The organism is Streptosporangium nanhuense (assembly GCF_059358815.1).
This window is the reverse complement of record NZ_JCADBG010000008.1, coordinates 323,114-348,765: the sequence shown is the minus strand read 5'-3', so window position 1 is coordinate 348,765 and position 25,652 is coordinate 323,114. Positions and strand designations below refer to the sequence as shown.

The window sequence follows — 25,652 nt, the reverse complement described above, 5'->3', positions numbered from 1 at the left end:
ACCACACCCGGCGGAAACCCCGTCACCGCCGTCCCCGGACTCAACCCCAGATCACCCGTGACCACCGTGGCACCGGTGTTGGTCACCGTAGTGCCCGCCAACACCGCGAAAGCCCCCGCCGACCCCAACCCCACCGGCACCACCACCGCGTCCGCGGCACGGGGCGTCGCGACGACGCACCCGAGCGCGACCAGGGCGGCGAGGGTTCCCGCCAGCCAGGAACGAACGCCGCGTCGTCGCACGACACGGGAATTTTTATTGCTCGTCACCGAAAGATCCCTTTCTTTTGACATTTCTCACATCAGCGCATTGTTACCAATGCGCCACAACCTCCGATCTTATTAATCGCCATCTTCGCTCCCGTTGTTCGACATGCCGGAATCTTAACCCCAATGACACCTGTCATTATAAATAGATTTATTTACGTCATCGGTCGACATGACATTTCTTTTGGAACAGTCGTTTTCCGGAGATTCCCCTGAGAAAGGCACGGCCCCGCGATGACGCGCCTCACCTCCGCTCCCCCCGCAGGTCGGTGACGTGTCGCGCCCCACGCCCCGCCCGGCCGGGGACAATACGCCGGAAGTTCCTCGGACGCGCCCCGGCGGCCACCCGGAAACGCCGAGAATCCCAGGCCGGTCGACCGGCCTGGGATTCTCGTGGTGCCGCCCTCTCTTTTCCCTACGGCCTATCTGCCGTAGACCTCCAGCTCCCACAGGGAGTAGCCGTACGGGGTCGCCCGCTGGGTGCCGTACACCCTCACGTAGCGGGCGCTCGTCGCGGTGAAGCTCACGTCGTCCACGCCGCCGTCACCGGTGGTCGTGGCGTACGCCTGCGTCCAGGTCGTGCCGTTGGCCGAGGTCTCGATGCGGTACGCCCTGCCGTAGGCGGCCTCCCAGTTCAGCCGGACCCGGCTGACCTGCTTGGCCGAGCCCAGGTCCACCGAGATCCACTGCGGGTCGGAGAACGCCGACGACCAGCGGGTGCCGCCGTTGCCGTCCACCGCGTTGCTCCCGACGAACGCCCCGTTCTCCGTGGAGGAGGTCGTCACCGGGCGTCCGGACGACAGCAGCACGACACCCGGGGTCGGGGTGGGAGTGGGCGTCGGGGTGGGCGTCGGGGTCGTGGTGGTCCCGCAGTTGCCCGCGACGACCCCGGCCGCGTAGCGGAGGCCGCCGTACAGGTGTGCCCGGAAGTTCGCCTCGGTGTAGGAGGCGATGGTGTGGCCGAGGCCGGTGTACCAGGAACGGCCACCCGAGTACGCCTTGCACCAGGAGATCGGGTGGTCGGCCCCCATCGAGCCACCGGAGTAGGTCGACTCGTCCAGCGTGGCGAGCACGCGGGCGGTGGAGCGGGGGTTGGTGCGGTAGTTGTACAGCTCGTCGGTGCGCACCCAGTTCGCCGGGAGGTGGGTCGTCGAGGGGTGCGTGCGGTCCTCCACCTTCACGGTCACCTGCTGGATGGCGGGGTGGGAGGCGAAGTAGGCGCCGACGAGGTTGCCGTACCAGGGCCAGTCGTACTCGGTGTCGGCGGCGGCGTGGACGCCCACGTATCCGCCACCGGCCCCGATGTAGGACTCGAACGCGCTCTGCTGCGTGGCGTTGAGCACGTCGCCGGTGGTCAGCAGGAAGACGACCGCCCGGTACTGGGCCAGGTTGGCGGTGGTGAAGGCTCCGGCGTCCTCGGTGGCGTCGACGGTGAAGCCGTTCTCGGTCGCCAGCCCGCGCAGCGCGGTGATGCCCGCCGGGATGGCGTCGTGGCGGAACCCGGCCGTCTTGGAGAAGACCAGGACCTTGTACGCCGGATCGGCCGCCAAGGCCGGAGCCGTCACCAGACCAACCATGACGACGAAGAACGCGGTGACGACCGCGATGACATTACGCACCGTAGACCTCCATTTCCCACAGGGAGTAGCCGTACTGGGTAGCCCGCTGGGTGCCGTACACCCTCACGTAGCGGGCGCTCGTCGCGGTGAAACTGACGTCGTCCACGCCGCCGTCACCGGCGGTCGTGGCGTGGACCTGCGACCAGGTCGTGCCGTTGGCCGAGGTCTCGATGCGGTACGCCGTGCCGTAGGCGGCCTCCCACTGCAGTTTCACCCGGTTCACCTGGCGGGCCGAGCCCAGGTCGACCGAGATCCACTGCGGGTCGGAGAACGCCGACGACCAGCGCGTACCGAGGTTGCCGTCCACCGCGTTGGACCCCGCGGAGGCGGCGTTCTCCGTGGAGGAGGCGGTGACCGGGCGCCCCGCCGACAGCAGCGTGCCCGTGGGCGGCGGGCCCGTGCCGGTGGTCAGGGTGAAGTCGTCCACGTCGAACAGCGAGCCCGTCCCCCCGGCGAAGACCAGGAAGAGCCTGGTGGTCCCGGCCGGGGCGTTCGCCAGGGTGGTGGAGACGTCGACGAACGTCTCCCACCCGCCGGTCGGCGCCACGGTGGCGGTGCCCAGCAGGGTCCCGGTCGCCGAACCGGCCCTGACCTGGATCGTCCCGCCGACCCCGCCGGAGGAGACCCGGGCGGTGAACCCGGTGACGCCGCTCAGGACATAGGGGTCGAAGGAGATCCAGTCGCCGTTCTCGATGCTGCCCACGGTCTTGGCCCCGTGCGCGGCCGGCTTGTCGTACTGGGCCACCCCCTGGGAGGTGGTGTAGTGCTCGGCCTGCCGGTTCCTCGGCTGGGTGACGTGCTGGGTGTGCGTGGTGAGCCCGCCCGCGTCGGTGTACTCGGCGTCCCAGACCCCGAACAGGTTGGCGGCCCCGTCGTGCTCGCCGTTGCCGGGCGTCTGGATCGTGCCGGTGCAGCCGTTGGCGCTGGCCATCGGGTGCCCGTGGGTGTCGTGCCCGAGGATGTAGTTCATCTTCACCCTCGCGCAGTCGATCGTCGTGTCCTCCGCGTCGGTGACGGTGATGCGGTAGGGCACGGCGTCGCTGAAGCCGAACACCTGCCCGTTGAGCGGGAGGTCGATCCTCACCACGGGCGCGGTGTTGCCGACGTTGATCTCGATGTTGGCCGTCGCGGTGTTGCCGGTGCTGTCGCGCACGGTCAGCGTGACGATCCGCCTGCCGTCGGTGGTGTAGGTGTGGGTGGGGTTGGCCGCCGTGGAGGTGGCGCCGTCGCCGAACGCCCAGGAGTAGGTGAGCGCGTCGCCGTCCGGGTCGGAGCTGCCCGCCGAGGAGAACGCCACGGTCAGCGGCGCCTTCCCGGAGACCTTGTCGGAGGTGGCCCTGGCGATGGGCGCCCGCCCGCCGGTGCCGATGTGCTCGATGCGGTACAGCGCCGAGTCCTGGTTGCCGTTGAACCAGCCGGTGCCGTAGTCGAGCACGTAGAGGGCGCCGTCGGGGCCGAACGCCATGTCCATCACCAGCTTGCCCGACCAGGGGAAGGGCTGGATGGTGCCCCGGCTGCCGTCGGCGTTGACCTCGATGTCCTTGATCCACTGCCGCTGGAGCTCCCCGGCGAGGAAGTGCCCGTCGAGCGACTGCGGGAACTTGACCGGCGAGTTCAGCGCGGCGGAGTAGCGGTAGACGACGCCGCCCATCGGCGACTCCGCGCCGCAGCCGAACTCCGGCAGCAGGGTGCAGCCGTCGTAGGTGATCCAGGCGGGCTTGGCCGCGGGCAGCTTCACCAGGCCGGTGTTCTTGCGCGAGGTGTTCTCCGGGCCGCCCGCGCAGTCGTACTTCGCGCCGATCGTCGAGGTGTCGTAGTTGTAGCGGGCGTAGGTCTCGGCCGGGGTGTTGTTGCCGGTGCAGTACGGCCAGCCGAAGAAGCCGGGACCGGTGATCCGGTTGAACTCGACCTGCCCGCCGGGCCCGCGCGGACCGGCGGTTCCGGCGTCGGGGCCGTAGTCGCCGAGGTAGACGACGCCGGTGGCCTTGTCGACGCTCATCCGGAACGGGTTGCGAAAGCCCATCGCGTAGATCTCGGGACGGGTGTTCGCGGTGCCCGGGGCGAACATGTTGCCGGACGGGATCGAGTACGACCCGTCGGCGTTCACCTTGATGCGGAGCACCTTGCCGCGCAGGTCGTTGGTGTTGGCGGCGCCGCGCTGCGCGTCGAGCGCGGGGTTGCGGTTCGGCCTGTCGTCCAGCGGGGCGTAGCCGTCGTTGAACCCGGGCTCGGTGTCGTCGCCGGTGGTCAGGTAGAGGTTGCCCGCGGCGTCGAAGTCGATGTCGCCGCCGACGTGGCAGCAGGCGCCCCGGCTGGCCCTCACCTCCAGCACGGTCTTCTCGCTCGCGAGGTCGAGGGTGCCGTCGGTGTTCAGCCTGAGGCGGGAGAGCCGGTTGACGCCGTCGAAACGCGCGAACTCCGCCGGGGTCCCGTCGGGCGGGGAACCGTTCGGCGGCGTGGACAGCGGTGGCGCGTAGTAGAGGTAGACGAACCGGTTGGTGGCGAAGCCGGGGTCGACGCCGATGCCCTGCATGCCCTCCTCGTCGTTGAAGTAGACGGAGAGCTTGCCCGACACCTTGGTGTTCCCGGCGGCGTCGGTGATCCGGACCGTGCCGTCACGGGCGGTGTGCAGGACGGAGCGGTCGGGCAGCACCGCCATCGTCATGGGCTCCCCCACCTCGGCGACCCCCTTGGCCAGCGTGACCTGCTGGAACTTGGCGGGGTCGACGGGCGGGGCGGCCCCGGTGGTGGCTTTCGCGGCGGCGGTGGTGGTCGCTGTGGCCGGGATCGGGTGCAGGAGGGCGGTGAGGGTGAGGAGAGCGGTCAGGGGTGGTAACCATCGGCGGAGCGAGGCCATGGATGAGACTCCGGGTCTCTTTGGGGGGTGGACCGGTGGTCAAGGTCTCGGGACGGGGGCCGGGGTCTCTGGAGGGGGACCCCGGAAAACACTGAGGGAGCGCTCTCCCAAACCGAGATTGCTCTTGCTCGACAATCCTTGTCAAGGGGCTGTTTAACCTGACGGAAACAGGCCGCACATCGCGAGCGAACGCCGGTGCACCTCGGGGAACGCTCCCTTACAACCCTTTTGCACCGTGCCAATCACCGCTGAGCTGGCCGAACCCGGAGCTCTCCGGGGAAGCGACTTCCTGACTCCGCTCGTTTCGGCGGCGTCGCGGGACGGTTCCGGCACGGAAAGGGAACGTGAACGCGGCCACCTTTCGCCAGGGAGCGCTCTCTTCATGATCCTGGTTCTCGGGCGCCCAGCACGCCGGTCCGGGCCGCTCCCGGCCCGCGCCTCCCTGCCAGGATCACGCCGGTCGGGCCGCTCCCGGCCCGCGCCTTCCGATTCGGATCACGCCGGTCCGGGCCGCTCCCGGCCCGCGCGTTTCAGCCTGGATCACGCGGTCCGCGGCTCACGGTCCGGATCACGCCACCTCGGCCGGGCCCGCGTCGCCCAAGCCGGGGCCGGTGCGTGTCACTCCGGTGCGGGGGTCCCCGAAGCGGGAGCGTCGTTCTTGAGGTTGACCGGCCGGTGTGCCCGGAACTGGTCACCCGGTCTCAGCCCGTGTTCGACGACGCGGTGGTCGGTGCCGTAACCGGAACGCTGCTGGTAGGCCCAGTAGGAGGTGCGCTTGGCGTCCGCCCACCGGTCGAAGATGACCACCGAGCGGGCGGTGTTGCCGCCCACCGGGTCGATGACGAGATCACCCTGGAGCAGCTCGGTCATCTCGATGCGGCGGCTGAAGGCCGACGAGGCCAGGCTGATCGTGTTGGGGCCCGGTTTCGGGAGCCCGAGCGTCATGGAGACGTAGCCGGAGCCGTCGGTCCGGTAGCCGCCGTACGACGTGAACTGGCTGTAGGGCACGCGGCGTGCGGTGGCCGGGTGCCAGCTCCTGGCACGGTCGATCATCCCGGCCCGGTCGACGGCCGGTTTCACCGCTCCGGTGGCACCGGCCGTGGTACCGCCCTTGGCACCGCCCGCGACGCCGCCGGGAACCGGCGGCGTCGGCCCGGTGCCGTCGCCCGCGCGGCTTTCGAGCGCCGATCCGCCGAGCAGCACACCGGCGGCCACGCCGACGGACAGGCCCAGCGCGGTCCCGATCAGGAACCGCCGCCGCGGGCGGCTCATCAGCCGTCGCGGCGCGGGCAGGCCGGGCTCGCCGCCGTCCCCGGATCTCCCGTCGTCCCCGACCTTCCCGCCGATCCCGGACCCCCTTCCGCCGTCGGGCTCTTTTCCGTCCCTCGACCGCTCCCCGTCCCCGGGTTCCCTCCTGTCCTGGTTCCCCTCTCCTCCCACGACCTCCGTCTCTTCGGACGTCTCTTCGGACGTCTCTTCGGACGCCTCCTTGGACGCCTCCGCGGTCACCTCCGGGACGCCCGCCATCCGCCGCGCCTGTTCGGCCGCCTCCCACAGTTCGCGGAACCGGCCCTCGTCCTCCCGGCACAGCCGGGCGAGCCCTTCCACCGCGCCGAGGGGAATCCACGTGTCCCCGGCGAGCCATCGCCCCCAGGACGACCGGCTCGCGTGGGTGGCCTGCTCCAGCGCTCGCAGATCGAGCCCCGCCCGTTCCTTGAGGGCCCTCAGCTCCCGCAGGAGAACGCGGGTCGGCTCGGGCAGATCGTCGGGCAGCGGGCGCTGTCGTCGGCTCCGGCTCGTGTTCTCGATCCCATTCACCACGGTGATTCGTCCCAACCTTGTCCCAGAGGCCTGAGTCATCGCAGGTCATACCGTCACATTGGGAACTATTGTCCCAACTTCCCCAATTTCACGATGTGTTTCAGGAATTTCCTGTCAGCGTGTGTCCCGCCAACCGAACGATCAACGGCAGGGACAAGGAGAGCACATGCCCTCGAACCGAAGCTCCTGGATCACGGCGGGAAACCTGGCACTCATCACGGTGCTCGCCTGCGGAGGCGGCCTGGCGCCGGCGTCCGCACAGGCGGCGAGCATCCACATCGACCCGCTGGCGGAGGCGACCACGACGCCGGCACCCACCCCCACTCCGAGCCCGACCCCCACCCCGACGCAGACGTCCGCGCCGGAGGACGAGACCGGCACGTCCCCGGAGCCGGACGAGGAGGAGGGGGTGCAGACGCTGGCCGCCGCGGCTCCGGTGACCCGCTCGCAGATGATCGCCCGGGCCAAGACGTGGAAACCCGGTACCGCCCAGCGCATCCCCTACAGCCAGACCAAGAAACACGGCGGCTACCGGACCGACTGCTCCGGCTACGCCTCCATGGCACTCGGCCTCGGCAAGCCCGGACAGATCACCGTCGGGCTGGCCAAGAGCGCCTACAGCCGTCCCATCAAGATGTCCCAGCTGCTCAGGGGCGATCTGGTCATCGACGCCATCGGCAGCAACACCACCCGGCACGTCGTCATCTTCGACCGGTGGGCCAACTCGGCGCGCACCTCGTACTGGGCCTACGAGCAGCGCGGCGGCTACGGGACCGACTACCGCACGCGCAACTACGGGCTGGCGGCGAAGAGCGAGTACAAGGCGTACCGGGCGCTGAACATCCGTGAGGACGCGCCGCCGAAGCCCACCACGGTTACCCGCGCCCAGGTGATCGCGCGGGCCAAGACCTGGAAGCCCGCCACCGCGCAGCGGGTGCCCTACAGCCAGACCAAGAAGCAGGGGGGCTACCGGGCCGACGGCTCGGGCTACGTCTCCATGACCCTCGGCCTGGCCAAGCCCGGCCCCATCACCACCGCCCTGGCCACCAGTGCCCACACCCGTCCCATCAAGATGACCGACCTCCTGCAGGGAGACCTCGTCATCGACCCCGTCGGCGGCAACACCGCACGACAGGTCGTCATCTTCGACCGCTGGGCCGACGCCAGGCGCACCTCCTACTGGGCCTACCAGCAGCGCTCCGGCTACGGCACCGACCACCGCGTCGTCAAGCACGGCCTGACCTCCGGCACGCAGTTCCGTGCCTACCGTCCGGTGAGGATTCGCTAGTGCGCCGGTCACGGCCCTGTGCCGGACCGTACGGGCCGAGTGGGCCGTACGGTCCGGCACGCCCGGCCCGACCGGCCCGACCTGGTGGATCCGCGGGACCGGGGCGGTCGGCCGGGATCGCGGGAGCGCTCCTCCTCGCGACGGTCACGGGGTTGAGCGCCCCCGGCACACCCGCGGCCGCGGCCACGGCCGCGCCCCTGCCGACCGCTCCCTGCGGCGGCGGAGGGGTGACGGCGAGCGACACGGAACTGGCCGCCGGGCTCAACGTCCGCCTGACGATGAAGATGCGCGGTTACCTGGACGGCTACCGCGTCTCCTGCGCCCGGACGGTGGTCGCGGCGGTCCGCGCCCGGGGCCTGCCCCGGGAGGCGGCGGTGGTCGCGATCACCACGGCCATCGTCGAGACGGGCATACGGAACATCAACCGGGAGGTGGACCACGACAGCCTGGGGGTGTTCCAGCAGCGGGCCACCTGGGGAAGCGCCGCCCAGCGGCTGGACGTGACCTGGGCGACCGGCGCGTTCCTGGACAAGATGCTCCGCAAGTATCCCGACGGGTCCTGGCGGACGGCGGTGGTGGGCGACGTCTGCCAGCGCGTGCAGGTGTCGAAGTACCCGGAGCGGTACCAGCCGCAGGCGGCGGACGGGCAGACGATCGTCTCGGCGTTGTGGCCGGTTCCCGGTGTGACACGGGAACAGGTCATCGCCCGGGCCAGGACCTGGAGGCCCGCCACCGCGCAGCGGGTGCCCTACAGCCAGACCGGGAAGTACGGCGGCTACCGGGCCGACGGCTCGGGCTACGTCTCCATGACCCTCGGGCTCCCGAAACCCGGCCCCATCACCACCATCCTGGCCACAGGCACCCACACCCGTCCCATCAAGATGACCGAACTCCTGCGGGGAGACCTCGTCATCGACCCCGTCGGCGGCAACACCGCACGACAGGTCGTCATCTTCGACCGCTGGGCCGACGCCAGGCGCACCTCCTACTGGGCCTACCAGCAGCGCCGCGGCTACGGCACCGACCACCGCGTCGTCAAGCACGGCCTGGCACCGGGGACCGGCTTCACCGCGTACCGGCCCCTCGCCTTCCGCTGACCCGGAACGTTCACTGACCCGGAACGTTCACTGATGCGGAACGTTCACCGGCCCGGGGCATCCACTGATCCGGGGCGTTCACCGGTCCGAGGCAGGAGCCCGGTCACATTCGTGACCGGGCTCCTCGCCGTTCTCGTCCCGGCCGGATCGGCGGCCCGGAGCGGCACGGGTCTCAGCCGTCCGACCGGTTTCCCCCGGACCGGTACGGATCGCGGCCCAGGACAGCGGCCACGACGACGAACGGGCATCCGTCGCCGGCGTGTGCCGTACCGCGATTTTGTCGGGGGCCTGTCGTAGCGTCGGTAGCCACGGCCGTGGCGGACAGGTCGTGAGCGGGATCGACTCCGATCCCGATCGGACGACCATGAGCATGGCCGCGGTGCCGACCCGGATCGGCACCGGGTCGGAAGGGAACGCCGGTGAGTGGTGTACGAGTGCTGGTCGGCACGCGCAAGGGCGCGTTCATCCTGACGTCGGACGGCAGGCGCGAGCGGTGGGACATCAGCGGCCCCCACTTCGGGGGCTGGGAGATCTATCACGTCGCCGGGTCCCCCGCCGACCCGTCCCGGCTCTACATGTCGCAGTCGGGCGGCTGGTTCGGGCAGGTGATCCAGCGTTCCGACGACGGCGGCGCGACGTGGGAGGCGGTCGGCAACCAGTTCCGGTACGACGGCGTCCCCGGCACCCACCAGTGGTACGACGGCACGCCGCACCCGTGGGAGTTCAACCGGGTCTGGCACCTGGAGCCGTCACCGACCGACCCCGACACGGTGTACGCCGGGGTCGAGGACGCCGCCCTGTTCCGTTCGGTGGACGGCGGGCAGAGCTGGCAGGAGCTGGCCGGGCTGCGCGAGCACCGCTCGGGGCCTTCCTGGCAGCCGGGCGCCGGCGGGATGTGCCTGCACACGATCGTTCCCGACCCGCGCGATCCCGGGCGCATCACCGTGGCGATCTCGGCGGCGGGCGTGTTCAGGACCGACGACGCGGGCAAGAGCTGGCAGCCGATGAACCGCGGCCTGCGCTCCGAGGGCATTCCCGACCAGGACGCCGAGGTCGGCCACTGCGTGCACCACATCGCGTCACACCCCTCGCGTCCGGACGTGCTCTTCATGCAGAAGCACTGGGACGTCATGCGCAGCGACGACGCCGGCGAGTCGTGGCACGAGATCAGCGGTGACCTGCCCAGCGACTTCGGGTTCCCGATCGCCGTGCACGCGCACGAGCCGGACACCGTCTACGTCGTTCCGATCAAGAGCGACTCGGAGCACTACCCGCCCGAGGGGAAGCTGCGGGTGTACCGCAGCCGGACGGGCGGCAACGAGTGGGAGCCGCTCACCAAGGGGCTGCCGCAGAGCCACTGCTACGTCAACGTGCTGCGGGACGCGATGGCCGTCGACACGCTCGACTCCTGCGGCGTCTACTTCGGCACGACCGGCGGGCAGGTCTACGTGTCGGCCGACTCCGGCGACAGCTGGGCGCCCATCGCCCGGGATCTCCCGGCCGTGTTGTCCGTCGAAGTGCAGACGCTCCCATGATCCGCGTGGTGCTTCCCGCTCATCTGCGCAACCTCGCGCGCACCGAGGGCGAGGTGCAGCTCCAGATTCAGGGGGAGGCCACGCAGCGCTCGGTCCTCGACGCGCTTGAGGCCCGCTACCCGGTGTTGCGCGGGACGATCCGTGATCACGCCACACAGCGGCGCCGGCCGTTCGTGCGGTTCTTCGCCTGCGAGCGGGACCTGTCCCACGAGCCGCCGGACACCCCGCTGCCCGAGCCGGTCGCGACGGGGGCAGAGCCGTTCATGGTCGTGGGGGCCATGGCGGGCGGGTAGGCCCGGAAAGCCGTCAGGGCCGAGGAGTCACGACAGGGGCCGGAAATGACCGAGGGCCGAAAATGACCGAGGGCACCTCCGCGATGCGGAAGGTGCCCAGGTCATTCGGCTTCAGCCGGTGGTGCGCCGCCAGGGACTCGAACCCCGGACCCGCTGATTAAGAGTCAGCTGCTCTAACCAACTGAGCTAGCGGCGCTTGCAACGGAGGTAACTCTAGCAGCAGCCTCAGCGCGCTCGCACCACGGTTGATCCCGTTCGGCTCCTGCCCGTCTTCTGAGGGAATTTCCGGAGAAACCGGATCACCCGGCCCCCACACAGACTCGGGGCCGGACAGTCCCCCAACTGCCCGGCCCCGGCCTCTTCGCGGGCGTCGCCTTCGTCTCCCCCAAGACTTCAGGCTGCTCCGCTCAGGAACGCGATCCCCCTCGCGTTCTTATCCGGTGAAAAGTCTCTGCAACGCTCCCCCCGGGCTTCGCAGACCCCTCGACCTGCATCAACACTACCTAGCCAAATGTAACGGGCGCGTCATCCAAAGGTTGATTTTGCGCCTACACCCAACCTTGACCCGGTATCACCGAAGCGCCGACGACCCCTCGGACGTGCGAAGATCCGCCTTCGAGGGGGCGGTCCCATTGGTTTCCGGGCAGGCGCCCCGGGCCCGGCGGCCGTCCGGGGCCGGGGCACGGTGATCATGAGGTCTGCTGCAGGGAGGCGCCGGTTCCCCGGCGAGGACCCTCAGGGGAGTTCGAGCTTGATCTCCATGTTGTCCTTCAGGGCCCGGCTCACCGTGCAGTACTTCTCCTCGACGCGGTGGGCCACGGAGCGGAGGACCTCGGCGGCCTTCTCGTCGCCCTCGGGCAGCTCCACGTCGTAGGTGATGGTGATCGGCCCGAGCCTGGACGAGTCGACCTTCTCCGCCTCGACGGTCATCGCCAGGCGGACCATGCGGTGGCCGCGCTGGGCCGTCAGCGGCTCCACGGTGACGATGTTGCAGCCGCCGAGCGCCGCGAGCAGCAGCTCGACGGGGGTGAAGACCCCCTGCTCGTCACCGCCGCCCATGGCGACCTCGGCTCCGCGATCGTTGCGCGCCACGAACCCGTCGTCGGTCCGCTCCACTCTCACCTGTGCCATGGCGTTCCTCCCCCTGAATCTGCGGATCACCCTACAGATGCCCGCGGAGGGAGGAACGCCCGGGTAAGGGCGGAAACCGGACCGCCCTCAGGCCTCCGGATGTTTGGACAGGTATTCGATGTAGAACGGCCGCAGCGCCTCGCCCAGCTCCCCGTGGCCCGAGGCCATCGCGTCGCTGAGCAGGGCCGAGACCCGGCTGAGGTCGTTGGTCGTCTGGTCCTCGTTCCCCGCGGACGCCTCCGCCGCGGGAATCAACGTGAGCAGCTCCCACAGGAAGCCGAGATCTCCGTGGTGCACGGCGTAGTGGACCGCGCGATCATGCAGTTCCTGGGCCGACAGCGACTCAAGCTCGTCCGTTTCCAACAGACCCACCCCCTCACGCCCCTTCTGCCCCGAGAATATGGCCATCATGCGCAATTGACGGTTCGTACCGTCAGTGCACCAGCCTGACCAGCATCTTTCCCGTGTTGGCGCCGCGGAGCATGTCGATGAACGCCTGCGGGGCGTTCTCCAGGCCGTCGACCACGGTCTCGGTAAAGATGATCTTCCCTTCGCGGAGCCAGGCGCCCACCTCGGCGATCATGTCGGGCAGGCGATCCTGGTGGTCGAACACGAGGAAACCGCGCAGGGTGAGCCGCTTCCCCACGGTCAGTCCGATGTTCCTCGGGCCCGGCACCGGCTCGGTGGCGTTGTAGGCGGAGATCGACCCGCACATCGCGGTCCTGCCGTACGTCCTCAGCTCGTCGATGGCCGCCTCCAGGTGGTCGCCGCCGACGTTGTCGAAGTAGACGTCGATCCCGCCGGGGGCCGCCCTGGCGAGTTGCCCGTGGATGTCGCCGTCGCGGTAGTTGAAGGCGGCGTCGAAGCCGAGATCGCGGACCAGGTGGGTCACCTTCTCCCGCGAACCGGCGCTGCCCACCACGCGCGAGGCGCCCTTCAACCGGGCGATCTGCCCGGCCATGCTGCCCACCGCCCCCGCCGCGCCGGACACGAACACCGCCTCACCGTCCTTGAAGCGGGCGATGTCGAGCAGGCCCACGTACGCGGTGAGGCCGGTCATGCCCAGCGCGCCCAGGTAGGCGGAGAGCGGTACGCCGGGGATCTCCTCGACCTGGCGGGCCTCGCCGGCGTCGAGGACGGCGTACTCGCGCCAGCCGTACCGGTGGATGACGGTGGCTCCGGGCGCGAGGCCGGGGGCGCGTGACTCGACGACCTCGCCGAGCGCGTCGCCTTCGAGGGGCTCGCCCACCTGGAAGGGCGAGATGTAGGACTTGCCCTCGTTCATCCGGCCCCGCATGTACGGGTCGACGCTCATGAAGAGGTTGCGGACGAGGATCTCCCCGTCGGCGAGGGCGGGGAGCTCGACCTCCGCCAGCTCGAAGTTCTCCGGGGCCGGCCACCCCGAGGGCCGCGACGCGAGCCTGATCTCCCTGGTGAGCATACGTTCCCCTCGTCGTGGTGTACGACCGGCGGTCGCGGCCTTCGTGCCGTTCACGCCGGCGGGCCCCGCCCGCGACACGCCCTCCGGGGCCGGTCCGGCCCCTTTCCCCGTTCTCGCCCTCGACTCCGGCTCCGGCTCGGACCCGGGACCGGGGTCGGGCCTGCTCCCGGGGCCCGGCGCCGGAGGGGCTCCCGGCGGGGGCCCGGGCTTGGGAGGGCCGGGTTTCGGCGGAGGGCCGGGCTTGGGGGGAGGGCCCGGCTTGGGCGGGGGGCCGGGTTTGGGAGCGGAGTGGGCCTCGGCTCCGGTTCCGGGCGTCGCCCCGGCTCCGGCGGACGGCTTCGTCGCCCCGGCTCCGGCGGACGGCTTTTCCGGTCGGCCGGTGAATGGTCGGGCGTTGGACATGTTGAGGCCCCCTCGGCGTTTCGTGCTCCTCACCTGGGACTTTCCCATCCAGCGGCGTTTCTCCCCGCCGGGGAGCGGCACGCCTGACATGATCTCGCCACTTTCATGACCACATACGGTCACGGATGCGAAACTCTCCGCGGTCACCGGGCCGGTCCACCGTCCCGGCGATCGTGTCGACGGCCGCGTCCCCGCCGTCCGAGGTGACCGGATCGGCGGGCGCGCAGCCGATCGGCAAAATCACCCGTTATATGCATATATCCACATTCGGAGCGCAAAGCTATCGCCCGTTCGACCATCCATGCGAGGATCCCGAAACGTGAAAATACTCATCAAAATAGTGGTCGTAGCAGCCGCGCTGTGGGCGGCGACCCAGCTCGTGGACGGCATCACGGTGTCCGCGCGCACCCCGGTCAGGGAGATCGGCACGCTCGTCGCCGTCGCCCTCGTCTTCGGGATCGTGAACGCCGTCCTGAAGCCGATCATCGCGACGCTCGGCTGCGCCTTCTACATCCTCACGCTCGGCCTGTTCGCCCTGGTGGTCAACGCCGGGCTGCTGCTGCTGACCAGCTGGATCGCCGGGAAGCTCTCGCTGCCCTTCCACGTCGAGGGCTTCTGGGCCGCGTTCTGGGGCGCGATCGTCATCGGCCTGGTCAGCTGGCTGCTCGACCTGATCCTCGACAAGATCGTCGGCGACTGAGCCGATGACCGTCGTCCTTGACGGCGCCCACCTGACCTGCGAGCAGGTCGACCGGGCGGCCCACGGTTCCGGGATCGCGCTGGGCTCCACCGGCCGCGCGGAGGCGGCATGGCGGACGGCCGGCCTGCTCGACGGGCCCGTGTACGGCCGGACCACCGGCGTGGGCGCCAACAAGGACGTGGAGGCCGAGAACACCGGGCTGGACCTGCTCCGCAGCCACGCGGGCGGCGCCGGGCCGGTCATCGAGGAGTTCCGCGCCCGCGCCACCCTCGTCGTCCGTCTCAACCAGCTGCTCGCCGGGGGCTCGGGGGTCGACCCGGCGCTCCTCCCCGTCCTCGCCTCCGCCGTCAACCGGGGCCTCACCCCGCCGATCCGCACCTACGGCGCCATCGGTACCGGCGACCTCACCGCCCTGGCCACCACCGCGCTCTGCCTCATCGGCGAGCTCGGCTGGACCCCGCCCTCCGAGTCCTCCGAGTCCTCCGTACAGGGCGGGACGCGGGCGGGCGATCCGGTGCCCAGGTTCGCGCTCGCCCCGGGCGACGCGCTGCCGTTCATCAGCTCGGGCGCGGCGACCCTGGCGGACGCGGCGCTGGCCTGCCACCGCCTGGGAGTCCTGCTGTCCGCCGCCACGACGGTCGCGGCCCACTCCTTCCGGGCGATCGAGGCCTCGCTCGAACCGCTGTCCCCCGTCGTGCAACGCGGCCCCGAGCAGACCGGGGTGGCGTCCGGGTTGCGTGCCCTGATCGGTTCCACCAGTCCGCACCGCGTCCAGGACCCGTACGGCTATCGTGCCTTCCCGCAGGTCCACGGGGCCGTCCTCGACGCCCTCGGCCGGGCGGAGCGGACGATCGCCGAGGAGATGAACGCGGCCCCGGAGAACCCGCTGATCGCCGACGGCCGGGCCTGGCACAACGGCAACTTCCACTCGGCGCGGGTAGCGCTGGCCCTCGACGCCCTGCGGGCCGCGCTCGTGCAGACCGCGACGCTGAGCGCCGCCAGGCTCGCCACCCTGAACGACCCGGCCCACACGGGCCTGCTCCCCTTCCTGGCCGAACGTCCCGGGCTGTCCGGGGTCATGATCCTCGAATACGTCGCGCACTCCGCGCTGGCCGAGCTGCGCCACCTGGCGGCCCCGGTCACCCTGGGCGGCGCCGTGCTCTCCCTGGGCACCGAGGACCACGCGAGCTTCACCCCGCAGGCGGCCCGCTCCGCGCTCGCCGCCGCCGAACCGCTGGAGATCGTCCTGGCGTGCGAGCTGGTGGCCTCCGTGCGGGCCCTGCGGCGGCGCGGCCTGCCCTGCGACCTGCCGCTCGACGACGCGATGGAGGACCGCCCCCTGGACGCCGACCTCGACGCGGCGCGCGCCCTCCTGCCCGGCCTCGCTCCCCGAGGCTCGTAAGACCCTCGAAGCCCGTCGGTCAGCCGACCGAGCCAAGCCCGCAGGTCAGCCGACCGAGCCGCGCTCGCGCAGCTGGGGCGCCTGGACGATGCGGCGGCGGCGCGTGTTGCCGTCGGCGGCGGCCACGACGATGCGGACGGCGGCCCGGACGATGCCGTCGATGTCCCAGTCGACCGTGGTCAGGCCGGGGGTGAGCAGGCCCGACATGGGATGGTCGTCGTAGCCCATCACGGACACCTCGAACGGGATGCCCAGCTTCCGCTCGGCCGAGGCCGCGTAGACGCCGTAGGCGATCGAGTCGGCGAAGCAGAAGAACGCCCGGTGGCCGGCGTCGAGCATCTCCCCCGCGACCCGGGTGGCGGCTCCGAGCGACTGCGAGGAGGTGACCGTCTCGATGTCCAGGCCCAGCCGCCCGGCCTCGGCCAGGACGTGCACGTCGGCGGGCCGGTCGGGGGTGCTGGCCCGCGTCGAGGTGAGGACGGCCAGGCGCCGGTGGCCCCGCCCGCGCAGGTGCTCCAGGGCGAGGGTCACCCCGGCGCGGTTGTCGAAGACGACCTCGCCCGCGGTGCGCGCCCCGGCCAGGGCGTCGCCGATCGACACCACCGGCAGCCCCTCGCACAGGTCGGCCCAGAGCGGCGCCGCGGGGTCGACCGGCTGCACGATCAGCGCGTCCACCCGCTGGTCGCGGAGCTGCCTGGCGAGCGTGTGCTCCCTGGCCGGGTCTCCCGCGGCGTCCAGGATCAGGGCGTAGCGGTCGTTGTCCTTGAGCGCGCGGCCGATGCCGACGGCCAGCGCCTGCTGCCAGAGGTCCTCCAGGGAGCCGCAGAGCAGGCCGATCATGCCGGTCCGGCCGCTGGCCAGGGCACGGGCGATGGGGTCGGCCTCGTAACCGAGCTCGGCCGCGGCCCGGCGCACCCGCTCGATGGTCTCCTCCGACACCTGCATGCCGCGCAGGGCGTACGAGACGGCGGCGGGCGACAGGCCGGTGGCCTTCGCCACCTCGCGGATGGTCGCTCGTTTCCGGGGCTGGGGCATCGGACCAGCCTATTCCTCGGGCCCTCCGGAGAGGCGGTTCCCACGCGATCGGGGGCTTCGCGGGGCATCGGACGGTATTGACACGATGCTTAGTGAAGCGGTTCACTGAAACGGTTCACTGAACCGTGTCACCGTTGGATGTGGCGAGGTGGAGGCGTTTACCCCTATTCTAGGTAGGGAATACCTCGAAGACGTGAAAGGAGGGGACCCGTCGTGACCGTCGACGTTCACCAGCATCTGTGGACGCCCGCGTTCGTGGACGCGCTCAGACGGCGCACGGCCGCGCCCCGCCTCGACGGCTGGACCCTCCACCTGGACGGCGAGCCCGCCTACGAGGTCGACCCCGCCGACCACGACCTCGCCGGGCGCCTCGCGCTGAACGCGGGCCTCGACCTGGCCCTCGTGTCGCTGTCCAGCCCGCTGGGCATCGAGTCGCTGCCCCCCGGCGACGCCTGGCCGATCATCGACGCGTACCACGAGGACGCCCTCGCGCTGCCCGCGCCCTTCGGCGCCTGGGCGGCGACCTGCCTCAGCGAGATCGACCCCGCCAGGCTCGCCAAGACCCTCGACACGCGAGACGGCGTCAGGAACGTCGGCGGGAACGCGCGGCCCGGGCTCGTCGGGCTCCAGCTGCCCGCGACCGCCGTGCGCGACGCCGCCGGTCTGGCCGGGGTCGCCCCGCTGCTCGACGTGCTCACCGAGCGCGACCTGCCGCTCTTCGTGCACCCCGGCCCCGCCACCGAGCCCGAGGGGCCCGGCTGGTGGCCCGCCGTCGTGCCGTACGTGCAGCAGATGCACGCCGCGTGGTACGCCTTCGCCGCCTTCGGCCGGGCCCGCCACCCCCGCCTGCGGGTCTGCTTCTCACTGCTAGCCGGGCTGGCCCCGCTCCACTCCGAGCGCCTGGCCAACCGGGGCGGCGAGGGCCGGGGACAGGTCGATCCCGACATGTTCCTGGAGACCTCCTCCTACGGCCCGCGCGCCATCGACGCGATCGTCCGCGAACTCGGCGTCGACATCGTGGTCAGCGGTTCCGACCAGCCCTACGCCACCGCACCGGACCCCGCGCTCGGCGACGCCGCCTGGCACGCCGTCGCGGTCACCAACCCGCACCGCCTTCTGAACGGAAAGGAGTCGCGCAAGTGAACCAGTACCAGGGCCGCGAGAGCTGTGTGCTCCCGGCGGACCACGCCGCGAGCGAGCGGCGCGCAAGAGTCACCGGTCACGTCGGTCACGCCGGGCGAGTGGACATCGCGGGCTCCGGGCCGTTCGGCGGTGAGACCTCATGAGCTACGAGGCCCTGCCCGCCCGCGCCCTCGACCGGCGCGAGCTCCTCGACCTGGTCAACGAGCTGGCCGCCGACCCGTCCGGGTGGGCGGACCAGGTGGAGTTCCCCGAGGAGGGCGGCCGCCACTTCGCCTCCCTCTACCGCGACTCCCACGTGGACGTCTGGCTGCTGTGCTGGCGTCCCGAGGACGACACCGGCTGGCACGACCACGACACCTCCTCGGGTGCCGTCCGCGTGGTGGCCGGGACGCTCCTGGAGTGCAACCCCCGCATCGGCGGCGAGCACCTGGAGACCGTGATCTCGGAGGGCGAGTCCTTCTCGTTCGGCCCCGACCACATCCACCGGCTGACCGGCGCGGTGCACGGCAGCGTCTCGATCCACGCGTACTCGCCGCCGCTGTGGCGCCTGGGCCAGTACTCCATCAGCGACAGCGGCGTGATGCGCCGCGTCTCGGTGAGCTACGCCGACGAGCTGCGTCCCATGGACGACGTCGAGCGGATGGTCGAGGTCGCCTGACACGGTTCCGTTGAAAATTTGACAAGAAGGTAATCCCGGACCGTTGCCGGATTTGATCAAAAACGCTTTGATCAAATCTGGTAACGGAAGGGGACCTGTGAACATCCCGACGATCGTCCGTAGCTCGCTGGCAGCCTTATGCCTTCTGGTTGCGAGCGCGTGTGCGAACGCCGACACCGGCAGCAGCTCCGCGACGGGCTCCGGCGCGCCGTCCGCGCCTGCTGCGGCCACGAAAATCAACTATCTGACCTCGTTCAACGTCTTCGGGCGCGACGCCTACGCCTACGTCGCCCTGGAGAAGGGATATTTCAGGGACGCGGGGTTCGACGTCACCATCAGGCCCGGCAGCGGCACGGCCGACTCCCTCAAGCTGATCGCGAGCGGCCAGGCCGACTTCGGGATCACCGACCTGACCGGCTCCATCGTCACCCTGGCGGGACAGAAGCTGCCGGTCACCGGTGTGGCGGCGATCCAGCAGCGGTCGCTCACCGCCGTCATCGCCCTTGAGGACTCGGGCATCGCCGCGCCCAAGGACCTGGAGGGCAAGAAGATCGCCGACCCGCCGGGCTCTGCCGTCAAACTCGTCTTCCCCGCGTACGCCAAGGCCGCCGGGATCGACCCGGCCAAGGTCACCTTCGTCCCCGCGCCGCCCCCGTCGCTGCCGCAACTGCTCGCCTCGGGCAAGGTGGACGCCATCGGCCAGTTCGTGGTGGGCAGGCCGACCATCGAGCAGGCGGCCCAGGGGCGCAAGGCCGTGGTCCTGCCCTACAGCGACCACGTCAAGGAGATGTACGGCAACATCCTCACGACCACCGCGAAGATGGCGGCCGAGAAGCCCGAGGTGGTGACGAAATTTCGGGACGCCCTGCTCAAGGGGCTGGAGTACGCCGTCGACAACCCCGACGAGTCCGGAAAAATCCTGAACAAGTATCACCCGACCCAGAACGCGGTCACCGCGGCCGCGGAACTGAAGGAGATGGCCGTCTTCGTACGGCCCTCGGAGGCCGGGGTGCCCGTGGGCGCGCTGGACGAGAGCCGCCTGGCCGCCGTCATCGCCATCCTCGAGGACGCGAAGGTGATCCAGCCCGGTTTCAAGCCCTCCGACATCGTCACCTTCGGCCTGGCCCCCGGATCCTGACGTGATCGAGATCTCGGATCTGTCCTGCGTGTTCCCGGGCAGGACCGGACCGGTGACCGCGCTGGAGGGGATCGGCCTGCGGGTGCGCGAGCACGAGTTCGTGGCGGTGATCGGGCGTTCGGGCTGCGGGAAGTCGACGCTCCTGCGGCTGGTCGCCGGTCTCATCCCGGCGACCGGCGGGCAGGTGCGGGTCGCGGGAGAGCCGGTGACCGGGCCGCGCCCCGACGTCAGCCTCATGTTCCAGCGGCCCGCCCTGCTCCCGTGGCGGACGGTCCTCGGCAACGTGCTGCTGCCCGTGGAGTTCCTCGGCCGGTCGAGGGCCGCCCATCTCGGCCGCGCGCGAGAGCTGCTGCGCGTGGCCGGGCTGGAGGGGTTCGAGAAGCGGCTCCCGCACGAGCTGTCGGGTGGCATGCAGCAGCGGGTGGCCCTGTGCCGGTCGCTGATCTGCGAGCCGAAGGTCATGCTCATGGACGAGCCGTTCTCCGCGCTGGACGCGCTCACCCGCGAGGAGCTCTCCGCCGAGCTCCAGCGGATCCGGGCGGAGAGCGCGGCCACGGTCGTCCTCGTCACCCACTCCATCGAGGAGGCGGTACTGCTCGCCGACCGGGTCGTGGTGCTCAGCCCACGGCCCGGCCGGGTCAGGGAGATCGTGGAGATCGACGTACCCCGGCCGCGCTCCCTCGGCCGCGACGCCCACGCGGAGCGGCTGGCCGGGTACGGCGCGCGGCTGCGCTCCCTGCTCGCGGAGCCCCTCGGCGAACGCACGGGCGAGCGAGCCGACGAACAGACCGATGAGCGGCTCGGTGGGCGGGCCGGCGAACAGGCCGGTGACCAGGTCCCGGGCTCGTCCGGGGGGCCGGCGGGGAGAGGCGCCCGATGAGGGTCTGGGTGCTTCCCGTGATCGGCGCGGCGCTGACCGTGGCGGCGTGGTGGCTGGCCACGGTCGCCTTCGGCATCGCGCCGTACGTCCTGCCCGCGCCGCCGGACGTGCTCGCCGTCTTCGGCGAGCACGGCGGCTACCTGCTCGACCAGACCTGGGTGACGCTGGTGGAGACGCTGCAGGGGTACGCGCTCGCCGTGGTGACGGGCGTGCTGATCGCGGTCCTGATCGCCACGTTCCGGATCGTCGAGGAGAGCGTCTACCCGCTGCTGATCGCGGTGAACGCGGTGCCCAAGGTGGCCGTCGCGCCGATCCTGGTCGTGTGGATGGGGTTCGGCCAGCTCCCCAAGGTGGTCATGGTCTTCCTGGTCTGCTTCTTCCCCATCGTGATCTCCACCGCCACCGGCCTGCGGTCCACCCCGGCGGAGTTCGTCGAGCTGAGCAGGTCGCTCCGGGCGAGCTGGTGGCGCCTGTTCCTCCAGGTGCGTTTCCCGCACGCCCTTCCGCAGATCTTCGTCGGGCTCAAGGTCGCGATCTCGCTCGCCGTCATCGGCGCGGTGATCGGTGAGTTCGTCGGCGCCCAGGCGGGGCTCGGCTACGTCATCGTCCAGTCCGGCGCGAGCGCGGACACCGCGCTGGCGTTCGCCGCGATGGTGCTGCTCGGCGCGATGAGCATCGCGCTGTTCTACGCCCTGGTCGCGATCGAGCGCCTCCTGCTGCCGTGGGCGCGCGAGACCACCGCCTGAACCCGGCCCTCCCGGCGGGGACCCGCCGCATCATCCGAGTCGACACGGAGGTATCCGATGAGTGATCCAGAAGCGGGCGAGACCGGGCTGGGCCCGGTGGGCCAGCACATCGTCTTCGAGAACGAGCTGGTCAGGGTCTGGCAGATCGAGCTGGAACCGGGCCAGACCCAGCCCCTGCACCGGCACGACCTCCCGTACCTCGTCATCGCGGTCGGGGAGGCCGTCAACGTCATCGAGACCGCCGGCGGGCAGCTGATCGACGCGCCCGAGCCGCGCGGCTCGGTGATCTTCAGGGAGCCGGGCGCGGTGCACAAGCTGACGAACGTGGGAGAGACGAGATACGTGTCGCGCCTGGTGGAGCTGAAGAATGGCTGACCGCCCGGCCGCCGGCGGGGAGCCCGCTCCGGTCGTCGTGGCCGGCGCGGGTCCCGTGGGGCTCATCACCGCACTCGGGCTCGCCCACCACGGCCTGCCGGTCGTGGTGCTGGAGGAGGACGAGCGGCTGTCCCCGGACACCAAGGCCGGCTCGCTGCTCACCCGCAGCCTGGAGATCCTGCACCGGTACGGCGCGCTGCCCCCGGTGCTCCGCGCCGCGCTGCGCGTCGACGAGATCGGCGAGTTCGAGCGCGCCACGGGCCTGCCCAGGTTCCGGGTGGGCACGGACGCGCTGGCCGGGGACACCCGGTTCCCGTTCCTGGCCAACATCCCGCAGCACCACCTGGAGCCGGTGCTCCGCGACGAGCTGGAGCGCAGGGCCCCGGGCGCCCTGCGCATGGGGCACCGCGTGACGGGCTTCCGGCAGGACGCGGAAGGGGTGGAGGTGACCGCCGAGACGGCCTCGGGGCCGCGGACGATCCGCGGGTCGTTCCTGCTGGGCTGCGACGGCGGGCGGTCGTTCGTCCGGGGGGCGCTCGGCGTGACCGTCGAGGGCCGCACGCTGGAGGAGCGGTACGTGCTCGTCGACCTGGAGGTCGACCTCGACGTCGACACCCCGCGCGACTACCCCTACCTGGGCTACTTCTCCGACCCGGAGGAGTGGGTGGTCGTGGTGCGCCTGCCGCACTGCTGGCGCTTCGTCTACATGCTCAAGCCGGGCACGCCGGAACCGGACGAGGCGGAGCTGCGGGACAGGGCGCTGCGCTTCCTCGGGGAGGTGGGCCCCTCGCGGCTGGTCGGCTGCAACGTCTACCGCGTCCACCACCGGATCGCGAGCCGCTGGCGTGACCGGCGGGTCTTCCTGCTCGGGGACGCCGCCCACCTGATCACTCCGATGTGGGCCCTCGGCCTCAACACCGGGGCGCTGGACATCTCCAACCTGGTCTGGCGCCTGGCGTGGGTGCTGCGGGGGTGGGCCGGCGACCGGCTGCTCGACGGGTACGAGCGCGAGCAGCTCCCGGTGGCCTCCCTGGGCTCGGGCAAGATGGCCGAGGCGGCCCGCGCCGTCATGGCCCATCGCGGTGAGGGCGTCGCGGCCATGACGGAGGGCGGCTGGGGAACCGCCCAGACGCGCACGCTGCTGGGAGTACGGCTCGACGTGGACGGCACCGGCGACTGGGCCATGGTCAGGACCGGTGACACCCCCGCACCGGTGCGGGCCGGCGACCGCGTCCCGGACCTGCCGCTGTTCGGCCCGGCCGGAGAGGTCCACCCGCACGACCTGTGCGCGGACTCCTTCGTGGCGCTGTACTTCACCGACGCCCGGCGGGCTCCCCTGGTCCCGCCCCCCGACTCGCCCGCGCTGCGGCAGTACGTGGTCAGCAGGTGGGACGTGCCACCGGGCTCGGAGCTGCGCGACCGGCTGCTGCTCGACCCCGGCGACCGGGTCCGGCTGCGCTTCGGCGTCCCCGGCGACACGCTGGTGGTGCTGCGGCCCGACGGGCACGTCATCGCGATCAGGCCGTTCGCCCCGCGGGGAGGCGAGGGCCTCGCCGAGACCCTCTACACGGCCGTCACGGACAGGCCGCCGCCCGCGCCCTCCCCGGCCGGCCGGCCCCGTTCCCGACCGTACGGGGTCGTCGTGCCCGGACGGCCGGGAACGGGAGGTGCTAGAAGACGCGCGCCCTGACGGCGCCGGCCATGCCCGGGTCGTCGGCGAAGACGCCGTCGATCCCGAGGGAGTAGAGCCTCTCCAGCCAGCCCATCACGTTGCCGGTGGCGCGCGGGTAGGCCGGGCTCGCCGGGTTCCCGAGCCGGAAGTCCACCGGGAGCTGCGCGTTCTCGTTCCTGACGGTCCAGGTGTGGACCTTCAGACCGGCCCGGTGGGCGTCCCGGACGAGCGAGGTGGGCTGCAGGAGGCGGCCGTCGGGGCCTGCGGGCACGATCCGCCTGGTGTCGACGCCGACGCCGTCCGCGTAACCTGCCACGTCGCGGAGCCCGGCGGGGGTGACCATGGTGTCGTAGGTGCGCGGATCCCCGGCGGCGATCCAGTCGTACGGGGCGCCGGTGGCGGTGATGAGCTGGATCAGCGGCAGCCTGGTCCTCTTGCTCAGCTCGCGCAGGTTGGCGGTCTCGAAGGACTGGATGAAGACCGGGTCCCGGCTCCCGCGCCAGCCGTGGCGGCCGAGCACGTCGAGCAGCGGCTCCTCCAGGGAGAGCCCGATGGAGTCGAAGTAGCTCGGGTGCTTGGTCTCGGGGTAGACGCCGACCCCGCTGCGCTTGGCGAGCGCCACGACCTCGTCGAAGGTCGGGATCTCCGCGAGGCCGTTGAAGGCGGTGTTGTCCGGACGCAGGTCGGGGATGCGCTCCTCGGCCCTGAGCGTCTTCAGCTCGGCGAGCGTGAAGTCCTCGGTGAACCAGCCGGTGATCGGGGTGCCGTCGATGGTCTTGGTCGTCCGGCGCGCCGCGAACTCGGGGTGGTTCTCGACGTCGGTGGTGCCGCCGATCTCGTTCTCGTGCCTGGCCACCAGCACGTGGTCCTTCGTCGAGACCAGGTCGGGCTCGATGTAGTCGGCACCGAGCGCGATCGCGGTCTCGTACGCGAGCAGGGTGTGCTCGGGCCGGTGGGCGCTGGCGCCCCGGTGGCCGATGACGACGGGTTCGCGGCCACGGGGCTCGGCGGTGGCGGGTTCGGGTTGTTGCAGCACAACGGCGACGGTACCGGTCGCGAGGACCGCCAGCGCCGCGGCCAGAAGCCTACGGATCATGTTCAGGAACGTAAGCCGCCCGGATGACCATTGGAACAACGACTCGCGAAGGAAACGGGTCGTACGGGCGGCCGGTGATGCGTTCCGTCCCGAGGGGTGAGCGGCCGGTGACGCGTTCCGTCGCGAACGGCGGGCGGGCGGCGGCGCGTTCCGTCCCGGAGGGCGGGCAACCGGTGACGCGCTCCGTTCCGGGGGACGGGCGGCCGGTGATGCGTTCCGTCCCGAGGGGTTGGGAACCGTCTCAGCCGCCGCCGGGACCGCCCCCTTCCGCCCGTCTCGTCTCGGCGTCCACGTCGTGGCCGGTGAGGTCGGCGTTCATGAACCGCGGTGTGCGGGGGAGGCTGAGATGCAGTTCGGCCTCGGTGTCGATCCGCAGCGTCGCCCGCCGTACCGTGATGTCGATCACGTGGCCGCCGCCGGTACGGCCGGCGTCCAGGAAGTGCAGGTGGTATCCGGCGACCGCGATCCCCTGCGCGTAGTCCGGCGCGCGGAAACCCGCGACGGTGCCCTCGACGTCGGTGAAGGTGGTCAGGCGCTGGTCGCGGGTGGCCTCGACCAGGGGCGGGTAGGGGCGGTGCTGCCTGGCCACGGTACGGGTGGTCACCCGCGCGAACAGCCCGTCGAGGCGCACCGCGTAGAAGAGGTTGCGCCCGGCGGCGAGCCCGTCGCACAGCGACTCCAGCTCCGCGCGCGACGTGCCGGGGCCGACCTCTGCCTCCCGGTCGGCGCGGAAGAAGGTGACGGCGGCGAAGGGGGTCTTCTCCGCGGGGCCGGCCGGGACGGCGGTGCCGTCCGAGCGGAGATGGTGGAAGCGGCCGTCGAACCCCACGAGCTCGCCGTCCAGCTCGTTGAAGGTCCCGAGGCCGAAGTCCCCGTGGCGGCGCAGCTCGCCGACGGTGAGGTCCCCCTCGTACACCCCGTCGAGGAGGGCGTCCATCGTGGAGGACTGGAAGATCTCGTGGGCGCGGGCGGGATCCCGGTGCAGGGCGCCGCCGCCGTCACGGTGCGCGAGGAAGACGCGCACCAGCCCCTCCAGGAAGTCGTGGTGTCCGTTCAT

Annotated in this window: 23 protein-coding genes and 1 tRNA gene; 13 read left to right on the top strand and 11 right to left on the bottom strand. The window is 71.2% G+C overall.

The window, feature by feature from the left end; genetic code table 11:
* From AC5L38_RS18485 to AC5L38_RS18470, 4 genes are all read right to left on the bottom strand, one after another.
* Positions 1-293, bottom strand: a 293-nt coding sequence (locus AC5L38_RS18485; protein ID WP_495244030.1) for an ice-binding family protein, incomplete at its 3' end; no start/stop codon positions are given.
* A gap of 395 nt (positions 294-688) precedes the next feature.
* On the bottom strand, positions 689-1,885 hold the full coding sequence (locus tag AC5L38_RS18480) for a ThuA domain-containing protein (RefSeq protein WP_495244029.1): 1,197 nt from the start codon (positions 1,883-1,885) through the stop codon (positions 689-691).
* Entirely contained in the window at positions 1,878-4,742 is a 2,865-nt protein-coding gene (locus tag AC5L38_RS18475; protein WP_495244028.1) for a PQQ-dependent sugar dehydrogenase, read from the bottom strand. The genes AC5L38_RS18480 and AC5L38_RS18475 overlap by 8 nt, the downstream gene beginning before the upstream one ends.
* Positions 4,743-5,360: 618 nt before the next feature.
* Positions 5,361-6,563 (bottom strand): helix-turn-helix domain-containing protein, encoded by a 1,203-nt coding sequence (locus AC5L38_RS18470; RefSeq protein ID WP_495244027.1) that lies wholly within the window; start codon positions 6,561-6,563, stop codon positions 5,361-5,363.
* Positions 6,564-6,729: 166 nt separating this feature from the next.
* On the opposite strand from AC5L38_RS18470, the gene AC5L38_RS18465 reads away from it, so the two are divergent.
* The 4 genes from AC5L38_RS18465 (at position 6,730) to AC5L38_RS18450 (ending at position 10,776) form a co-directional block, all read left to right on the top strand.
* Positions 6,730-7,851 carry a hypothetical protein gene (locus tag AC5L38_RS18465; RefSeq protein ID WP_495244026.1) on the top strand — a complete coding sequence of 374 codons (1,122 nt, stop codon included), beginning with the start codon at positions 6,730-6,732 and terminating at the stop codon, positions 7,849-7,851.
* 152 nt (positions 7,852-8,003) lie between these two features.
* Positions 8,004-8,948, top strand: coding sequence for a hypothetical protein (locus AC5L38_RS18460; RefSeq protein ID WP_495244025.1), 945 nt, complete (start codon positions 8,004-8,006; stop codon positions 8,946-8,948).
* Positions 8,949-9,367: 419 nt separating this feature from the next.
* The gene (locus tag AC5L38_RS18455; protein WP_495244024.1) at positions 9,368-10,483 is read left to right on the top strand and encodes a WD40/YVTN/BNR-like repeat-containing protein; all 1,116 of its coding nucleotides are present in this window, start codon (positions 9,368-9,370) and stop codon (positions 10,481-10,483) included.
* An 8-nt stretch (positions 10,484-10,491) separates the two neighbouring features.
* Entirely contained in the window at positions 10,492-10,776 is a 285-nt protein-coding gene (locus tag AC5L38_RS18450) for a MoaD/ThiS family protein (protein WP_495244023.1), read from the top strand.
* Between the two features lie 119 nt (positions 10,777-10,895).
* Here AC5L38_RS18450 and AC5L38_RS18445 read toward each other — a convergent pair.
* The 4 genes from AC5L38_RS18445 to AC5L38_RS18430 form a co-directional block, all read right to left on the bottom strand.
* Positions 10,896-10,972, bottom strand: a tRNA-Lys gene (locus tag AC5L38_RS18445).
* A gap of 539 nt (positions 10,973-11,511) precedes the next feature.
* Positions 11,512-11,907: an OsmC family protein gene (locus AC5L38_RS18440; protein ID WP_495244022.1), complete on the bottom strand. Its 396-nt coding sequence runs from the start codon at positions 11,905-11,907 to the stop codon at positions 11,512-11,514.
* Between the two features lie 87 nt (positions 11,908-11,994).
* Positions 11,995-12,279, bottom strand: coding sequence for a hypothetical protein (locus AC5L38_RS18435; protein WP_329085017.1), 285 nt, complete (start codon positions 12,277-12,279; stop codon positions 11,995-11,997).
* Between the two features lie 61 nt (positions 12,280-12,340).
* Entirely contained in the window at positions 12,341-13,348 is a 1,008-nt protein-coding gene (locus AC5L38_RS18430; protein ID WP_495244021.1) for an NADP-dependent oxidoreductase, read from the bottom strand.
* Positions 13,349-14,069: 721 nt separating this feature from the next.
* Here AC5L38_RS18430 and AC5L38_RS18425 point away from each other — a divergent pair.
* Positions 14,070-14,450, top strand: a complete 381-nt coding sequence (locus tag AC5L38_RS18425) for a phage holin family protein (protein WP_495244020.1) — start codon at positions 14,070-14,072, stop codon at positions 14,448-14,450.
* Between the two features lie 4 nt (positions 14,451-14,454).
* A complete protein-coding gene (locus AC5L38_RS18420) occupies positions 14,455-15,852 on the top strand; it encodes an aromatic amino acid lyase (protein ID WP_495244019.1) in 1,398 nt (465 codons plus the stop codon).
* A 45-nt stretch (positions 15,853-15,897) separates the two neighbouring features.
* On the opposite strand, the gene AC5L38_RS18415 is transcribed toward AC5L38_RS18420, so the two are convergent.
* Positions 15,898-16,887 carry a LacI family DNA-binding transcriptional regulator gene (locus AC5L38_RS18415; RefSeq protein ID WP_495244018.1) on the bottom strand — a complete coding sequence of 330 codons (990 nt, stop codon included), beginning with the start codon at positions 16,885-16,887 and terminating at the stop codon, positions 15,898-15,900.
* Between the two features lie 213 nt (positions 16,888-17,100).
* On the opposite strand from AC5L38_RS18415, the gene AC5L38_RS18410 reads away from it, so the two are divergent.
* The 7 genes from AC5L38_RS18410 to AC5L38_RS18380 all read left to right on the top strand — a co-directional run bounded on the left by AC5L38_RS18410 (position 17,101) and on the right by AC5L38_RS18380 (position 23,517).
* The gene (locus AC5L38_RS18410) at positions 17,101-18,030 is read left to right on the top strand and encodes an amidohydrolase family protein (RefSeq protein ID WP_495244017.1); all 930 of its coding nucleotides are present in this window, start codon (positions 17,101-17,103) and stop codon (positions 18,028-18,030) included.
* Positions 18,031-18,169: 139 nt separating this feature from the next.
* Positions 18,170-18,688, top strand: a complete 519-nt coding sequence (locus AC5L38_RS18405) for a cysteine dioxygenase (protein ID WP_495244016.1) — start codon at positions 18,170-18,172, stop codon at positions 18,686-18,688.
* A 97-nt stretch (positions 18,689-18,785) separates the two neighbouring features.
* Complete coding sequence (locus AC5L38_RS18400) at positions 18,786-19,826, top strand: ABC transporter substrate-binding protein (RefSeq protein ID WP_495244015.1); 1,041 nt, start codon at positions 18,786-18,788, stop codon at positions 19,824-19,826.
* A 1-nt stretch (position 19,827) separates the two neighbouring features.
* Positions 19,828-20,706 carry an ABC transporter ATP-binding protein gene (locus AC5L38_RS18395; RefSeq protein WP_495244014.1) on the top strand — a complete coding sequence of 293 codons (879 nt, stop codon included), beginning with the start codon at positions 19,828-19,830 and terminating at the stop codon, positions 20,704-20,706.
* Positions 20,703-21,452 (top strand): ABC transporter permease, encoded by a 750-nt coding sequence (locus tag AC5L38_RS18390; RefSeq protein WP_495244013.1) that lies wholly within the window; start codon positions 20,703-20,705, stop codon positions 21,450-21,452. Before AC5L38_RS18395 ends, AC5L38_RS18390 begins: the two co-directional genes overlap by 4 nt.
* Before the next feature lie 57 nt (positions 21,453-21,509).
* Entirely contained in the window at positions 21,510-21,827 is a 318-nt protein-coding gene (locus AC5L38_RS18385) for a cupin domain-containing protein (RefSeq protein ID WP_495244012.1), read from the top strand.
* Positions 21,820-23,517, top strand: a complete 1,698-nt coding sequence (locus AC5L38_RS18380) for an FAD-dependent monooxygenase (protein ID WP_495244011.1) — start codon at positions 21,820-21,822, stop codon at positions 23,515-23,517. Before AC5L38_RS18385 ends, AC5L38_RS18380 begins: the two co-directional genes overlap by 8 nt.
* On the opposite strand, the gene AC5L38_RS18375 is transcribed toward AC5L38_RS18380, so the two are convergent.
* Entirely contained in the window at positions 23,498-24,595 is a 1,098-nt protein-coding gene (locus AC5L38_RS18375) for a glycerophosphodiester phosphodiesterase (RefSeq protein WP_495244010.1), read from the bottom strand. The two genes, AC5L38_RS18380 and AC5L38_RS18375, sit on opposite strands and share 20 nt — an antisense overlap.
* Positions 24,596-24,836: 241 nt before the next feature.
* Positions 24,837-25,652: an acetolactate decarboxylase gene (gene budA, locus AC5L38_RS18370; RefSeq protein WP_495244009.1), complete on the bottom strand. Its 816-nt coding sequence runs from the start codon at positions 25,650-25,652 to the stop codon at positions 24,837-24,839.